Genomic DNA, 14,466 nt, shown 5'->3' with positions numbered 1-14,466 from the left:
GTTTCTGCTCAATCGGAGCACTCTCCATGTTTCGCTATTTCGAAAACCTTGTTGACCCTTTTGTTGCCTACCGCGAGGCTGACATTCCGCCGACGCGCTTGTGGCCCTTCATGCTGGACTATTCGCGACCGTTCTTTCGGGTATTTGTATGGGCGGCGCTGATTTCCATTGTCGTCGCGGGCGTTGAAATCGGGCTCATCTACTACATGGGTCGCGTTGTGGATCTGTTGGGCGGCACGCCGTCAGAGGTCTGGCAAAATCACGGAACGGAATTGCTGTTGATGGCGGCCTTTGTATTGCTGTTGCGTCCGCTTCTGCATTTGGTCGACGTACTTCTGCTGAACAATACGATTTTGCCGAACTTTGGTACGCTGATCCGTTGGCGTGCGCACAAACACGTGTTGCGTCAGTCGGTCGGCTGGTTCGAAAACGACTTTGCCGGGCGGATTGCAAACCGGATCATGCAGACACCGCCCGCGGCGGGCGAAGTGGTCTTTCAGGTATTTGACGCGATTTCATTTTCGCTGGCCTATCTGATCGGTGCGGCGATCCTGCTGTATGCGGCGGATCCGCGATTATTGATCCCGCTGCTGATCTGGTTTGCGTTCTATGCGGCACTGGTTCGTTGGACCGTTCAGCGTGTCGGCCCGGCGTCAAAGGCGGCATCGGACGCGCGTTCGACGGTCACGGGACGGGTGGTGGACAGCTATACGAACATCCATTCGGTCAAAATGTTTGCCCATGGCCCGCAAGAGCTGGACTATGCCCGCGAGGCGATCGAGGAAACCCGCCGGACATTTCAGATCGAAATGCGGATTTTCACCATCATGGATGCCGTTCTGGTCACTTTGAACGGTATGCTGATCGTGGGTGTTGTGGGCTGGGCGATCGCGTTGTGGATGCAGGGCAGCGCTTCGGTCGGAGTTGTTGCGGCGGCTACCGCCTTGACCCTGCGCCTGAATGCCATGACCGGATGGATCATGTGGGCCCTGACCAGCTTTTTTCGCCAACTTGGTATCGTGGCCGAGGGGATGGAGACCATTGCCCAGCCCATCGATTTGATCGACGCACCTGATGCAAAACCCTTGCGGCTCGGCAAGGGAGAGATCCAGATCCGCGACCTCTCGCATCACTATGGACGCGAGGCCGGCGGTTTGGACCATATCAACCTGACCATCCAACCGGGTGAAAAGATTGGCCTGATCGGTCGCTCCGGCGCTGGCAAATCGACCCTGGTAAAGCTGCTGTTGCGGTTCTACGACGTCGAACGCGGTGCGATTTATATTGACGGTCAGAACATTGCGAACGTCACCCAGGACAGTCTGCGCAGCCATATCGGTATGGTTCAACAAGACAGCGCCTTGCTGCATCGCTCGGTCCGCGACAACATCCTTTATGGCAGGCCGGATGCGTCCGAGGCGCAGATGATCGCCGCCGCCAAGCAGGCCGAAGCGCATGAGTTCATCCTCGACTTGCAAGATCCGCAGGGTCGGACCGGGTACGACGCGCATGTCGGTGAACGGGGGGTGAAACTGTCAGGTGGTCAGCGGCAGCGCGTGACGCTGGCGCGGGTGATCCTGAAGGATGCGCCGATCTTGTTGTTGGATGAGGCGACTTCCGCCCTAGATTCCGAGGTCGAAGCGTCAATTCAGGAAACCCTCTACGGCATGATGCAAGGAAAAACCGTGATCGCCATCGCCCACAGGCTCAGCACCATCGCGCAGATGGATCGCATTCTGGTTATGGATGCGGGCCGTATCGTCGAGGAAGGCACGCATTCCGATCTTCTGGCGCAGGGTGGCCTTTACGCCCAATTCTGGGCGCGGCAATCTGGTGGCTTCATGAACCCGGAGGCCGCTGAATGAGGATTGCCGATCTCATCTATCCGTTCAGGAACATCGAAACGCCCCCACCGCAGACGTTGGGGGCGTTCATCCGCTGGAGCCTGTCCGGGGCGTGGCCGATGCTGTTTGTTGCGGCGTTCTTCTCGGCCATTGCAGGCGCGATGGAGGCGGGGACAGCATGGATTCTGGGCCGCGTGATTGATGTAGCGACCGCCAGCGGGCCCGAGAATTTCCTGACCGCTGCCAATATGTGGATGATCCTCGGTGCGGTCGCCTTCTTCATGTTGCTTCGCCCGATCCTGTTTGGCCTGTCATCCTTGTCGAACAATTACATTGTCATGCCAAACATCACACCTTTGGTTCTGGCCAAGCTGAACCGTTGGACCCTGGGTCAGTCGGTGACCTATTTCGACGATGATTTTGCCGGTCGGATCGCGCAAAAGCAGATGCAGACATCGAACGCGATGGCATCGGTGGTGTCGGAAACCATCAGCGCGATTGTGTTTGCCCTGGCGTCTCTGATGGGGTCTTTGCTTTTGTTAGGGTCTATTCATCCTTTGGTGATGCTGCCCTTCGCGGCATGGCTGGCGGTGTATTTCATGCTGGTGCGCTGGTATCTGCCGCGCATCCGCAAACGTTCCGCCGCGCGGGCCGGGGCGCGGGCGATGGTGTCCGGGCAGGTGGTCGATACGATCACCAACATCAAGACCGTGAAGCTGTTCGCCCACTCAGAATTCGAAGATCAGGCGGCGCGCGAATCGATGGTGGATCTGCGCGAAAAATCGCTGGATTTTGGCAAGTTGTCGGCCAGTTTCCGGTTCATCCTGATGACGCTGGCCGGTGTCCTGCCCGTCTTGCTGCTGGGCGCGACCTTGTGGCTGTGGCAGGGCGGCATGGCGACCGCCGGGGATATCGTGGCTGCCGGGGCTGTTTCGATCCGTATTGCTCAGATGACCGGTTGGGTCAGTTTCACCTTGATGGGGCTGTATGCCAATGTCGGTGAAATCGAAAACGGGATGAAAACGCTGACCAAGCGTGACCGGGTCGAAGATATGCGCGGGGCTAAGGACCTTGATGTGACCGAAGGGTCGATTTCATTCGACGGCGTCAGCTTCGCCTATGGTCGCGATATCGGTGGCGTCACGGATTTGACCCTGACCGTCAACCCGGGTGAAAAACTGGGCATCGTCGGTGCCTCGGGGGCGGGGAAATCCACGCTCGTTTCGCTGTTGCTCAGGCTCTATGACAAGGAAAGTGGCGCCATTCGCATCGACGGCCAGGACGTGTCGCAGGTGACGCAGGACAGCCTGCGCCGACAGATCGGTATGGTTACGCAGGAAACGGCGATGTTCAACCGGTCTGCTCGTGAGAACATTCTGTATGGCCGGCCGGACGCCTCAGAGGCCGAGATGATCGAGGCCGCAAAGAAGGCCGAAGCGCATGACTTCATCCTGAGTCTTGAAGATGCTCATGGTCGAAAAGGCTATGATGCTCATCTGGGGGAGCGGGGCGTGAAACTCAGCGGCGGGCAGAGACAACGGATCGCTCTGGCGCGCGCCATTCTGAAAGATGCCCCAATTCTGGTTCTCGACGAAGCGACATCGGCGCTGGATTCCGAAGTTGAAGCCTCGATTCAGACTGCGCTGCATCGGGTGATGCAGGGCAAAACCGTGCTGGCCATTGCGCACCGTCTGTCCACGCTCAGCGAAATGGACCGGATTGTTGTTTTGGACCAGGGACGGATCGTGGAAACCGGAACCCATGAGGCGTTGCTGGACCTGGGCGGGCTGTATGCGCGGTTCTGGCACCGCCAGTCGGGCGGGTTCATTCAGGCAGAAGCTGCGGAATAAGGGTTTTTTTGCTGTGAAAGCCCGGCTATCAGGCCTCTCATGACGCAGCAATTCACAATCACACGGCTTGGACATCAGGGCGACGGTATTGCCGATGGCCCCATTTACGCCCCACGCACCCTTCCGGGCGAAGTCGTAAGCGGCACCCTCGTTGGCCAGCAATTGACCGATATCCGGGTCGAGACACCGTCCGAACACCGCGTCAAAGCGCCTTGCCGCCACTACAAAGCGTGCGGTGGCTGCCAGTTGCAGCACGCATCCGATGCATTTGTGGCCGACTGGAAACTGCAAATCGTCCGCAAGGCGCTGATGGCGCAAGGTCTCGAAGCGCAACTGCGCCCGATACACACATCGCCCGAACAGTCGCGGCGGCGCGCTACGATTGCCGTGAGGCGCACGAAAAAGGGCACGTTGGCGGGGTTTCACGGTCGTGCATCCGGCACGATCACCGAGATACCCGATTGCCGGTTGCTTGACCCGACATTGACCGCGGCCATTCCGGTGGCCGAGGCGCTGGCCACCCTGGGCGCAAGCCGCAAGGGCGTTCTGGCTGTCACGCTTACACTGTCCGAAGGTGGTTTGGATGTGGCCGTAACAGGCGGCAAACCGCTGGACGGCCCCTTGGAACTGGCGTTGGCCCAGGCGACCGAGAAACATGGGCTGGCCCGGCTCAGCTGGGATGATGAGGTTATTGCCATGCGGCATGCGCCGGTTCAGCGTTTCGGGACAGCCAGCGTCACGCCACCCCCCGGGGCTTTCTTGCAGGCAACAAAGGACGGAGAAAAGGCTCTGTTAAAGGCAGTTTCCGAGGCTACACGGGGTGCAAAACGTATCGTAGACCTGTTTGCAGGCAGCGGAACGTTCTCTCTGCCGTTGGCGGAAAACGCCGAAGTTCACGCAGTTGAAGGCGAGGCCGCCATGGTCGAGGCGCTGGATCAGGGCTGGCGTCGGTCACAGGGTCTGAAACGCGTAACGACCGAGGCCCGTGACCTGTTCCGCCGCCCGCTGATGCCGGACGAGCTGAAATCCTTCGACGCCATTGTCCTGGATCCGCCTCGTGCCGGCGCCGAAGCGCAGGTAGATGAGATAGCACAGGCGCAACGCCCGGTGATTGCCTATGTCTCGTGCAATCCCGTCACCTTTGCGCGCGATGCGAAAACGCTGGTTAACGCGGGTTACACCCTTGAATGGGTACAGGTTGTTGACCAATTTCGATGGTCGTCACATACGGAACTTGCTGCGCGGTTTGTTCTGAACGCCGCATCTTGATCTTACTGGGGAAGCTGACACATGGGGTCCAAACAGCGTTTGCTGAATTTTATCGAAGCGCCCGTTTTCGGTCGGTTCATAACGGCCGTGATCATTTTCAATGCCATTCTTTTGGGGATGGAGACATCGCCGACCCTGATGGAGCTGGCAGGCCCTTTGATCGTGGCGCTGGACCGGCTTTGCCTGACGATCTTCGTGGTCGAAATTGCCATGAAGCTGATCGCCACCGGGCGCAGGTTCTTCACAAATGGCTGGAACATATTCGATTTCCTGATCGTTGGAATTGCCCTGGTTCCCAGCGCCGGAGGTCTGTCGGTGCTGCGCGCCCTGCGAATTCTGCGGGTTCTGCGCGTGATTTCCGTGGCGCCTCGTTTGCGTCGCGTGGTCGAAGGGTTCATCTCGGCCCTTCCCGGAATGGCCAGCGTGTTTCTGCTGATGGCAATTCTGTTCTATATCGGGGCGGTTATCTCGACCAAGCTGTTCTCGACATCCTTCCCGGACTGGTTCGGCGATCTGGGCCTGTCTGCTTATACGCTGTTCCAGATCATGACACTGGAAAGCTGGTCCATGGGCATCGTGCGCCCGGTGATGGAGGTCTATCCCTATGCCTGGGTCTTCTTTGTTCCCTTCATCATGGTCACGACCTTTGCGGTGGTGAACCTGTTGGTGGGTCTGATCGTCAATTCGATGCAGGATGCCCACCACGCCGAGGATGAGGTTAAAACCGATGCCTATCGTGATGAGGTTCTTGTGCGGCTGGAAAGCATTGAACGTCGACTGGCCGAGCAGTCGAACATCAAAAAGTGATTTCAGTTTTTGCCTTTTTTGGCATAATGATCGAAAAAAAGCAGAGCAGGCAGTGAAACATGGATCGTCGAGTATTCGGTTTGGGGGCGTTGGCAACGCTGAGCCTTTCGGCTTGTGCCTCTGGCCGCCCAAGATTTCTGACTTATGACGGGCCCGAGGTGACCTCTTTGGTGGTCAACAAAGGTGCGCGCAAGCTTTACTTGTTGCACAACGATAAAATCCTCAGGGAATATGACGTCGATTTGGGGTTCGCGCCGAATGGAACAAAGAACCAGCGCGGTGACGGCAGAACGCCCGAGGGCACTTATCTGATCGACCGTCGCAACCCCAGAAGCCGGTATCATCTGTCCCTGGGCATTTCTTATCCCAACTCGCAGGATGTCGCCAAAGCCAAGGCTGCGGGCGTTGATCCGGGTGGAGATATATTCATCCACGGTGAACCCAATCTGCGCTCAGAGCGGAAGCGCGCAAAAAAGAAGCGGGATTGGACAGCAGGATGCATCGCGGTCAAGAATGACGAAATCGAAGAGATCTATGCGATGGTCAACAAAGGTACGCTGATTACCTTGCGCCCCTAGGCTGTTTTTGGCGCCCAGTCAGTGAACCCGAATGCTTCATAGTCGCGCTGGTACGCTGCAACTGCCAGCGCTTCGAGGTTTTCGTCGTAGATCTGGTCAAAAGCGTATGGTTCATCCGGCGCGCAGGAGCCAGGTTTAGGCGGGTTTGAATGCCCCATATTGCGCGCCAGATCCGGCAGGGCGGTCATCAGATCCTCTTCTCTCAGAATCAGATCCGGCATGGTGAAGGATGCGATTCCCTCCAACGTCCTGGACTGGCTGCACCACGTGCCGTCTACGCGGATCGGCGTCTGCCCGTTGAGGTTGAGGCGCAGAAACTCCAGAAAGCCCGAAAAAGCTTCGCGGTGTTGTTCCACAGAATAATTGGTGTCCCGCACTTGCCCCGGGATCGGCAGCTTGAGCCGGTTGCGAAGATAATTCCGCACCATCTTGTAGCTGCCTGGTCCGGTATTCAGAATGTGACTGCAAAACGCCGTATGTGCCCGCGCCAGAGGGTGACGCAGAACCGTAAATTGCCGATGACCGGGATGGCCCTGCTTCCATGAACGGACCTGTTTGCGATTTCGATCCGTGATCAGTTTGTCGGTCTGACATCCGTCCAGATCAGCCAGCCATTGCACAACAACAGGCTCTATTCCGCCCCGAATGGGCAAATACATCAAAGAAGACCGCGCAGCGGCAACATAAAGCGGCACAGCCGCGCCGCGCTGCGGCTCAAAACTTGTTGACCGATGCAATCCGAACCGATCCTGATCGCACAGGGCTTGCTTCATCTCATCAGGATTCGTGACCTTCGACAAAGCCGGCGCCGGGTTTTGCGGCTTCAGGGTATCATCCAGTCGGGTCAGCCGCCCGTCAACACCCAGCCATGCAGCCAGCCCGTTTATGACATCCAGCTCGGTCAGGTCGTCATAGTGAATGAAGAACCCGGTTTGACCTGTCTTTTGCAGGTGCCGTTGCACCGTAAGCTGATAGTCTTGCAGCTGATCCAGGTAATCCGAAAACTCGTCGGCGTCGAAGTCAACCTGCGCGTCGACGCGGCGTTTCACATTCTTCAGCAACCACTGCTGCGTTTTCCGTGCTATTTTCAGCGACAGATAACTGTCCAATGGATTGCGGGTCAGAATGATCTTGGCACAGCGCGGGTCGTTCAGCATGGGTTTCAGGATACGTGGGTCATGGTCTTCGAAATATCGAAACCCATTGATGTCACCCGGTGCTGATTTGATGGCCTTGAGCATTCGCATCGGATCCGCATCCCGGTCTTCCAGTGACAGGCCGAGCAGGTGGTCGGATTTCAGGCTGCCCGCAAAATGCGGATTGAACGCCTCTCCGTGACAGGTAACCCCGTCCATCGCATTCAGGTTGGCTTCCAGCAGGTTCGAACCTGTGCGCATGGCCGCCAGAATGACGAAGTAATCAAAATGGGCTGACATGGGCAATCACTGCACCAGATACGGTTTTCGGTATGGCTTTTTCTGGCGACCGAACACATCGTCCGCCGGGAAATCACCCATCAGATACGGGTGCATTCCCTGATTCTTGAGGTTTTGCAGGAACTTCCCGAACCCGGACAGGTCGACCATGGTTGGCACTTCGGTCAGGTGGCTGGTCTGCTGCATGCCGATTTCTTCAAGAATGCCCTGCAAGGCATCCATCGGAGATTCAATGAAGTCGGCCAGCGTCCAACTGCGCATCCGCGCCTTGGTCCAGACCGATGTCAGCACCTCCAGCTGTTTGGTTTCAATTTGTTGCAGGCGCGCCGCCTCACACCGGATTTCCGAGAAGTTCATATTGGACCGGAACAGTGGGATCGCCCAAGCGCCGGTGATAACCGAAATCTGAGCGTTCTTGTCCCGCGCCAGAAACCAGTTGATTTCCTGAGTGTCCCGCGGGCTGAACTGGAAACACTGGCGTTCGCCCCGCGTATTCCAGATCAGGTTCGACAAAAAGGCGGTCGGGTTGTAGTCCCGCAGCGTCGCACTGTCGCTGAGAGCACCATTCGTTATGGCTTCCCCCTGCGAAAATTCGGCGCGTTCGGGGCCGAAAAGATGCCCGTGGACTCTGGCCCCAGTGGTTGCGGCCAACCATGGCTCGAAATCCTCGAACAGTTCCGAAAAGCCTTGGAATACAGAATATTGTGACGATGTCAGACCGTTTTCACTGCCATGGCGGGGAAACCGGCTTTGCATATACAGCCCGTCGCGCCCGCGGGTTCGCCGTTCCACCGCTTTGGAAAATACCCGATCGATCTTGCCCGGATTGGGCTCTGCCGGTTTCATCGCCCCGGCCTGATCTGTCAGGAATGCCTGGTACAATCGCTCTGCGCGGGGCCAGATTTTTCGGGCGACAAAACAATCCGATCGGCGCAGCAATTGCAGATGATCGTCATAGAAGATGTGTGGGCGGCCCTGGTAATCGAATTTGGACAGGGTCAGGGACCTGCTTTCAATATGTGTGGAATACAACCGCGCCAGCGTCTGGAAATAGCTTTCATCCGGAATCCAGACATGACGGAAATACTTGTCATACAGCTTGCGTCTGGGGTCCTGAAGGATTGCAGACAGCGTTTGGCGGGTCAGGCACCACCATTGGCTTCCCATATGCGGAACCAGGCCGTCGGGGATTCTCCTGCGAAACCCCATCAGGCGCTGAAGTTTTACATATGCGTCGAATAGTTTGCGATGTTTGCGCCACGAAAACGGAAACCGCAGGGTGAACCGTTCATGATCCAGCCCGCCGATGGTCCAGCTGACATCGGATGTCGTCGCGCTTTCGATGAAATCGACACGTGGCCGGTCTGACAGGTAGTCGATCAGCTCCTGAACCGGTCGCAACGGCAGGCAGGCCCCCGAGGCAAGAAACACATGCCGAACCTCGGGGAATCGCTCCAGCATCAACTCGGACGCGCATTGCGAGGCGGCAACGATACCCCAGCCACCCCAATCGCACCGATGCCGGTTTGAAAACACGATCGAGGGATTATTCGAACAGGACGCAACAAACCGGGAATAGACATTGTCGGACACCTTGCGATCCACATGTATGACCACCGGGCACCCCGCTGCCGTCCAGTGGCGCGCGACCTGCTCGGCGCGGTCCAGCGAGGTATGAACCAACATGACAATACCCAGACTGCTCATGCCCAGTTTCCTTTCGACATGAGGCCCAGGATCTCAAGCTGTCGCCAGTTGATATAGGCCTCGGACCATTCGCACCAGAAAACAGGCTTGTCCTCAAGCCGGGTTGCATATGCCTTGTATTCGCCCGAGCTCCGGTAATGCTGGCCACGCTGCAACTCTTCGCGGGCTTTTTCCCCAAGAGTGTTGATCAACTTGGCATGAAGCAGTGATCCGCTGGCCTTTTCGCCGCCCCATTCGTCGTAAACCTGATTGAGCCCGCGTGGCAAAAGCGAATGGGTCGAGCTGACATAGACATAGCGCCGGTTCCATTTTACCAGCGGAATCTTGTTCAGCGCCGGTGCCTTCGAGGGGTTGTCCTGAAAGAACACGCGCGCCCGTGGACCCCCTTGAATCCAAAGGTTCTTGTACTCGGGGTTCTTGGTGATCATGTAATTCCCGGGATCGAACCAGCGCGCGATTTCGAACGGGTTCTGACCTTCGGCATAGGGTTCGGCGTCCACCGGACCTTCAGGGTACATGTCGATCAGCATCGTGCCAAAACTGCGCACGGCACTGCCATCCAGCCAGTCCGTCAGGGCACGGATTGGACGGGTGTCGCAGAACGGATAGACGAAGAACTCGTCCGGATCGACGCTCAAAACCCAGTGACCGTGCGCATATTTGCGCAGCAGATAGTTCGACCAGTCCAGACCATAGCTTGCCCGTTTGTAGCTGGTCGTCGTCCGCCAGACCGAAACGTCAGCCTGTTCTTTCAAAAATTCAAAACTGCCATCATCGCTGTTGTTGTCGACAAACAGAAAATGGTTGATGCCCAGTTTGCGATAATATTCAAGAAAGAAGGGCAGGCGAATTTTCTCGTTCCGTATAACGCTGATCAGCAGGATATCATCACGCCGTATGGCCTGTGTGTTGTTGCTGACCGGCTTGAGTTCGCGGCGTCGTTTGAGGCAGCGCAGAATACGGCGCTTGCGCCGCAATCTCATTTTGTAGGACTCAAACAGGCTCACGTGACTGCCCAACCTTTTTATAACGCGAGCTTTCCCCGAACCCGTCGTGACCGTTGGCACGACATGGCATTACCGGTTTATGCCATCTTTGCATCTTCTGACGCAACGTCTTTAAAACCGATAAACCGTAAACGTGCGGTTGATGCCCTTGTTTTCGTTTTCAATCCCAGCCTCCGCCGTTCATCAGACCCAACTGTTCCAACTGGCTCCACCCGGTGTAGCGTACCGACTGTGGGGTCCACATGTCCGGCTGGTTGATTATTCCATCGTAGTATGGCCCGAATTGGTCCGGATCATGAAAATGCTGGCGTCGCTGCTTTTCGGTATTGGATTTCTCGACAACGTCCGGCAGGAATTTCGTGTGCAGCAACACGCCCGACGGGGTATCGCCGCCCGGCCCATCATAGGTTTCGTTCAGACGGCGCGGCAGGGCGGAATGGCATGAGTTCACATAGGCATAGCGCCGCGACCAGCGCATCAGCGGGATCTTGTTCAGCGTGGGTGATCTTTGCCGTGTCTGCGTAAAGAACATCCGTTCCCGCGCGCCACCCTGCACCCAAAGGTTGCCCATCGGGCTTTGCCTCTGCGCGCGATACGGTCCTGCATCGAACCAGCACAGCAGATTTGTGGGGTCGGTGTCCGGGTCATAAGCCGCATCCCCCAAAGGACCCTTGGGATAGAGGTCCAGCATCAACGCCCCGAACCCGATCTTCCCGCGCCGGTCCAGCCAGGCCGTCAGGTCATGCAGGGGCCGGGTGTCGCAGTGGGCATAGACCAGCAGTTCATCCGCATCCACCATCAGGCACCAGTGGCGGTGGCCATAGCGCATCTGCAACCAGGTCAACCAGTCCAGGCCAAACCGCGATCCACGGTAGCTGGAATGGGTTCTCCACACGGAGACGTCCGGTTGATCCTCCAGATACTCGGACGATCCGTCATCGCTGCCGTTGTCGACGATCAGAAAATGATCGACACCCAAAGCGCGATAGTGACGAAAGAACCACGGCAGGCGGATGATTTCATTGCGCAAGGTGACAAAGGCCAATATGTCACCCCGCTGGATTTGGGATGTCTGATCCTTCTGGCAGATCAACTGATGTCGGCTGCGCAGCGACCTCCAGAGCAGCCGCCGGCGTTTCCAGCGCAACCTGTACTTCCGATCCCATCCGATCCGGGGAAGTGTCAATGCAGTACTGGATGTCACCGGGTCCTCATTTCTCGTAGTGGCCGTTCTGGTGCCAACGCCAGGCATCTGCGATCATCGTCTCCAACGTTGATCTTTTGGGCTTCCATCCCAGTTCGTTTTCAGCCCGTACAGAGCCGGAGACCAGCTTGGTGCAATCTCCTGCCCGACGAGGGCCCACTGTATACGTCACGGGACGGTTGGTGACGGACTTGGATTGCTCGATCACCTCAAGAACGGAAAACCCGGACCCGGTGCCCAGGTTGAAGACACGGCTGCCTTTGCCCTGTTTCAGCCAGCCCAGCCCCAGAATATGCGCATCTACCAGGTCACAAACATGTACATAGTCGCGGATACAGGTGCCGTCGGGCGTGTCGTAATCCGTGCCAAAGACGGTAAGACCTTCGCGCTTGCCGTCAATCGCGTCCAACATCAGCGGGATCAGATGCGTTTCAGGTCGGTGAAACTCGCCCACGTCCCCTTCGGGATCGGCGCCTGCAACGTTGAAATAGCGGAAGATGACATGGCGCAGCCCATGAGCTGCCTCGAAATCCTTGAGGATATCTTCGATCGCGCGTTTTGATGCTCCGTAGGCGTTCAGGGGATACTGCGCGGTGGATTCATCAAGAACCACGTTGTCGTGCTCGCCATATGTGGCACATGTGGACGAAAACACGAAATCCAGACAGCCGGCCGCAACGGCGGCTTCAATCAGTGTCAGTGACCCCGTGACATTGTTCGACCAATACACGCCGGGCTGACGCATGGCATCGCCAACCTGGCTGAGCGCCGCGAAATGCATCACCGCATCTGGTTTGTGTTTCGCGAACACCGCATCCAGGCGGTCCCGATCCAAAAGGTCGCCCTGTTCAAAAGGGCCAAACTGCACCGCATCCTGCCAACCCGTGATCAGATTGTCGTAGGTCACAGGAAGATAGCCTGCCTGCGCAAGCGCCTTGCAGGCATGTGAGCCGATATACCCGGCACCACCGGTGACAAGAATTGTCTTCATGGGATATCCATCGGGGCTGGTTGAGGGACAGTTTCCACAGGGGCGCCGTCCGAGTCATGGGGAAAAGACGTCACTCCAGCCCCATGGCTGCCATCATCTCTTCGATCTTGGGCACGTCCTGCGGGTTGTTCAGTTCCCAGAACTGACGGCCCCTTGCCTCGACCTCGACGCACAGAACCTTGCGCCCGTTTTCCATGAACCTGAGCTGTTCCAGGCCTTCCTGCTGTTCCAGAGGCCCGGCTGGCCAGCCCGGATACGCCGCAAGGGCGTCGGGCCGATAGGCGTAGACGCCGACATGGTGAAACACGGGCGTCGCTTCATCGCCGGCGTATGTCCGGGACGTAAAGGGCACGACCTCTTTCGAGAAGTACATTGCACTGTGATCGCGTCCGAACACTGCCGTCGTGCCGCCTACACGGCCATGCTTGCGGTCGTTCAGCAGACTGTTCAACGCACTGCCGTCGCAGCGCAGGACAGGGGTCGCGACGCCGGCATCCGGGGCCGCGCGCAGGCCGGACACCAGATCTTCGACAAACCAATGCGGGGTCAGCGGGGCGTCCCCTTGCAGGTTGACGATGATTTCATACCCGCCGCCCAGAACCTCATGCGCTTCGGCGCATCGTTCGGTGCCGTTTTGACAGCTTTCCGAGGTCATCACGACGTCGGCCCCAAAGCCCTCGGACACTTCGCGAATTCGGTCATCATCCGTCGCAACAACTACGCGATCGACGCCCGAGACTGACTTGGCTGCACGCCACGACCGTTCAATCAATGTCATGGATTCGCCCGTCGCGCCTGTCAGAGGAACCAGAGGTTTGCCGGGATAGCGGGTCGAGGCGTAGCGGGCAGGGATGGCAATCAGAACAGACATCAGGCTTCCTTCAGTTCAACACCCGGAGCGTAAGCAATAAAGAACGGATTTGCATAGCCATCTTTGCCATAAACCAGCGGAGTATGGTCGTCAAAACGCACAACCCGGCCACCGGCTCCGGCCAGTACTGCATGGCCCGCTGCCGTATCCCATTCCATCGTGCGTCCGACGCGCGGGTAAATATCCGCTTCGCCCGTGGCAACCAGACAGAACTTGAGTGACGAACCCGCGCTTTTGCTGTCCTTCACGTGGTATTTGTTGATGTAGTCCTCGGTGGCCTGATCCCTGTGGGACTTCGACGCCACAACCAGCAGCCCGGAATTGTCCGGTTCAGAGACTGATATGGGCGTCAAAGGACCTGTCACGTTTTTGTCGAAAGCACCTGTTTCCTCGACCGCACGGCCATCAGCCAACGTGAAGAACATACGACCCCGCGCCGGGGCATAGACGACACCCCGGGTCGGCACTCCGTTTTCGACAAGTGCGATGTTGACGGTAAAATCACCGCGACGGTTGATGAACTCCTTGGTGCCGTCCAGCGGGTCAACAATGAGGAAAGTGTCGCCTTTTTCAGAGTGCGAAGCGGCCTGTTCTTCGGTGACCAGAAGAATATCCGGGAAGGCCGCACGCAACCCTGCCGAAATCAATGCGTCGGCGGCTTCGTCTGCCACGGTCACAGGGCTGGAGTCGGATTTGACTTTGACATCGAAATCATCCGCCTCGTAGATTTCCATGATCTTGTCGCCTGCCTCCAGAGCCAGTCGCCGGATGACGGGAATAAGCGCATCGTAGGTCACAAAAAAGCTCCGTTCCTGTGGTTTGTTGATCCAAAATCGCGATCGACTTATGATGCGGCGGTTACGGAACGGCAAGATATTCATGCCAGTTTAGAGGCGACGAAG

General features: G+C 57.5%; 12 protein-coding genes. 5 read left to right on the top strand and 7 right to left on the bottom strand.

The annotated features are described in order from the left end of the window. Positions 1 to 26: 26 nt before the first annotated feature. Genes AC2FFD_RS12475 through AC2FFD_RS12455 form a run of 5 tightly spaced genes read left to right on the top strand, consistent with a single transcriptional unit; the run spans position 27 to position 6,348 of the window. A complete protein-coding gene (locus AC2FFD_RS12475; protein ID WP_496873200.1) occupies positions 27 to 1,865 on the top strand; it encodes an ABC transporter ATP-binding protein in 1,839 nt (612 codons plus the stop codon). Next, the gene (locus tag AC2FFD_RS12470) at positions 1,862 to 3,694 is read left to right on the top strand and encodes an ABC transporter ATP-binding protein (protein ID WP_257599714.1); all 1,833 of its coding nucleotides are present in this window, start codon (positions 1,862 to 1,864) and stop codon (positions 3,692 to 3,694) included. Before AC2FFD_RS12475 ends, AC2FFD_RS12470 begins: the two co-directional genes overlap by 4 nt. 39 nt (positions 3,695 to 3,733) lie before the next feature. Continuing rightward, complete coding sequence (locus AC2FFD_RS12465; protein WP_496873199.1) at positions 3,734 to 4,963, top strand: class I SAM-dependent RNA methyltransferase; 1,230 nt, start codon at positions 3,734 to 3,736, stop codon at positions 4,961 to 4,963. 21 nt (positions 4,964 to 4,984) lie between these two features. Further along, positions 4,985 to 5,770 (top strand): ion transporter, encoded by a 786-nt coding sequence (locus AC2FFD_RS12460; RefSeq protein ID WP_170345807.1) that lies wholly within the window; start codon positions 4,985 to 4,987, stop codon positions 5,768 to 5,770. A 59-nt stretch (positions 5,771 to 5,829) separates the two neighbouring features. Then, a complete protein-coding gene (locus AC2FFD_RS12455) occupies positions 5,830 to 6,348 on the top strand; it encodes a L,D-transpeptidase family protein (RefSeq protein ID WP_480685557.1) in 519 nt (172 codons plus the stop codon). On the opposite strand, the gene AC2FFD_RS12450 is transcribed toward AC2FFD_RS12455, so the two are convergent. The 7 genes from AC2FFD_RS12450 to cysQ all read right to left on the bottom strand — a co-directional run bounded on the left by AC2FFD_RS12450 (position 6,345) and on the right by cysQ (position 14,361). Further along, the gene (locus AC2FFD_RS12450; protein WP_496873198.1) at positions 6,345 to 7,784 is read right to left on the bottom strand and encodes a nodulation protein NodH; all 1,440 of its coding nucleotides are present in this window, start codon (positions 7,782 to 7,784) and stop codon (positions 6,345 to 6,347) included. The two genes, AC2FFD_RS12455 and AC2FFD_RS12450, sit on opposite strands and share 4 nt — an antisense overlap. Positions 7,785 to 7,790: 6 nt before the next feature. Continuing rightward, a complete protein-coding gene (locus AC2FFD_RS12445; RefSeq protein WP_496873197.1) occupies positions 7,791 to 9,491 on the bottom strand; it encodes a DUF5927 domain-containing protein in 1,701 nt (566 codons plus the stop codon). Beyond that, the gene (locus tag AC2FFD_RS12440) at positions 9,488 to 10,474 is read right to left on the bottom strand and encodes a glycosyltransferase family 2 protein (RefSeq protein ID WP_170345982.1); all 987 of its coding nucleotides are present in this window, start codon (positions 10,472 to 10,474) and stop codon (positions 9,488 to 9,490) included. The genes AC2FFD_RS12445 and AC2FFD_RS12440 overlap by 4 nt, the downstream gene beginning before the upstream one ends. Before the next feature lie 184 nt (positions 10,475 to 10,658). Further along, positions 10,659 to 11,702 carry a glycosyltransferase family 2 protein gene (locus AC2FFD_RS12435; RefSeq protein WP_496873196.1) on the bottom strand — a complete coding sequence of 348 codons (1,044 nt, stop codon included), beginning with the start codon at positions 11,700 to 11,702 and terminating at the stop codon, positions 10,659 to 10,661. Positions 11,703 to 11,709: 7 nt separating this feature from the next. Continuing rightward, complete coding sequence (galE, locus tag AC2FFD_RS12430; protein ID WP_496873195.1) at positions 11,710 to 12,693, bottom strand: UDP-glucose 4-epimerase GalE; 984 nt, start codon at positions 12,691 to 12,693, stop codon at positions 11,710 to 11,712. A 70-nt stretch (positions 12,694 to 12,763) separates the two neighbouring features. Next, a complete protein-coding gene (locus AC2FFD_RS12425; protein ID WP_170345798.1) occupies positions 12,764 to 13,564 on the bottom strand; it encodes a 3-deoxy-manno-octulosonate cytidylyltransferase family protein in 801 nt (266 codons plus the stop codon). Beyond that, a complete protein-coding gene (gene cysQ / locus AC2FFD_RS12420; RefSeq protein WP_496873194.1) occupies positions 13,564 to 14,361 on the bottom strand; it encodes a 3'(2'),5'-bisphosphate nucleotidase CysQ in 798 nt (265 codons plus the stop codon). Before cysQ ends, AC2FFD_RS12425 begins: the two co-directional genes overlap by 1 nt. Positions 14,362 to 14,466: the final 105 nt, after the last annotated feature.

It is taken from the genome of Ruegeria sp. YTSC002, from assembly GCF_059609845.1.
This window is presented reverse-complemented; position numbering and strand designations above follow the sequence as displayed.

Excerpts from the sequence above, each read along its gene's own strand:
- AC2FFD_RS12475 (WP_496873200.1), top strand. The coding sequence starts at position 27 with ATGTTTCGCTATTTCGAAAACCTTGTTGACCCTTTTGTTGCCTACCGC.
- AC2FFD_RS12470 (WP_257599714.1), top strand. The coding sequence starts at position 1,862 with ATGAGGATTGCCGATCTCATCTATCCGTTCAGGAACATCGAAACGCCC.
- AC2FFD_RS12465 (WP_496873199.1), top strand. The coding sequence starts at position 3,734 with ATGACGCAGCAATTCACAATCACACGGCTTGGACATCAGGGCGACGGT.
- AC2FFD_RS12460 (WP_170345807.1), top strand. The coding sequence starts at position 4,985 with ATGGGGTCCAAACAGCGTTTGCTGAATTTTATCGAAGCGCCCGTTTTC.
- AC2FFD_RS12455 (WP_480685557.1), top strand. The coding sequence starts at position 5,830 with ATGGATCGTCGAGTATTCGGTTTGGGGGCGTTGGCAACGCTGAGCCTT.
- AC2FFD_RS12450 (WP_496873198.1), bottom strand. The coding sequence starts at position 7,784 with ATGTCAGCCCATTTTGATTACTTCGTCATTCTGGCGGCCATGCGCACA.
- AC2FFD_RS12445 (WP_496873197.1), bottom strand. The coding sequence starts at position 9,491 with ATGAGCAGTCTGGGTATTGTCATGTTGGTTCATACCTCGCTGGACCGC.
- AC2FFD_RS12440 (WP_170345982.1), bottom strand. The coding sequence starts at position 10,474 with ATGAGATTGCGGCGCAAGCGCCGTATTCTGCGCTGCCTCAAACGACGC.
- galE (WP_496873195.1), bottom strand. The coding sequence starts at position 12,693 with ATGAAGACAATTCTTGTCACCGGTGGTGCCGGGTATATCGGCTCACAT.
- AC2FFD_RS12425 (WP_170345798.1), bottom strand. The coding sequence starts at position 13,564 with ATGTCTGTTCTGATTGCCATCCCTGCCCGCTACGCCTCGACCCGCTAT.